The organism is Agrobacterium sp. MCAB5 (genome assembly GCF_052114365.1).
Lineage (GTDB): Bacteria > Pseudomonadota > Alphaproteobacteria > Rhizobiales > Rhizobiaceae > Agrobacterium > Agrobacterium tumefaciens.
Genome location: NZ_JBFREP010000131.1, coordinates 1 through 631, shown reverse-complemented (window position 1 = coordinate 631; position 631 = coordinate 1). Strand labels below are relative to the sequence as shown.

Genomic DNA, 631 nt, shown 5'->3' with positions numbered 1-631 from the left:
CAGATACCCAGGTTTTAAGTTCCGCATCCAAGTCGAATGTTCCTGCTGTCTCGACGGAGAAGCGAGTGACAGCTTTGTACGGAATGGACATATAGTCGACTTTGCTGCCCGTAATACCTTGGATATCGACAAGTATGACGCGATGCTGAGTGAAAACGAAAAAATCGCGAATTAGCTTGAAAGCGAGTTTTGGTTGCTCACCGTCAATAAGGACACCGCTTAGACGTTTTTCAAGTTCTCTCGGGTCCACGGTTGTACCATGACCCAAAATTCCATCGAATAAACCCACTTGCTTTCTACCTCTAATATCTCGCGATAACCAATACGTCGGAAGTTGGGTTCAATAACAAAGCATCGTTTGCCGAGTTGGACATGTCTGAAGAAGGATCGACGGGCATGCCACCAAATGAATACTGCGATATTCACTTTTTGTTCTCGTCATCAATTTCCAGGCGCCTAAGCGCCTGGAAAGATTAGATTTTATGCTATCAAAGCCGTTGGCTCAGCTGCAACCGCTCGTCGCACCGCAAGTATCGCACTTCTCGCAGGTGCCGTTGCGCACCATCGTGAAGTTCTGGCATTCCGAGCACATGTTGCCGGTATAGCCTTGCGCGATCGAGCGCATGCGGCG

The 631-nt window shown here is 48.7% G+C and carries 1 protein-coding gene; it reads right to left on the bottom strand.

Going from position 1 to position 631, the window contains the following annotated elements; all coding sequences use genetic code 11:
• A partial coding sequence (locus AB4Z23_RS27780) for a PH domain-containing protein (RefSeq protein ID WP_441361215.1) occupies window positions 1–289 on the bottom strand: 289 nt, incomplete at its 3' end.
• Window positions 290–631 lie beyond the last annotated feature (342 nt).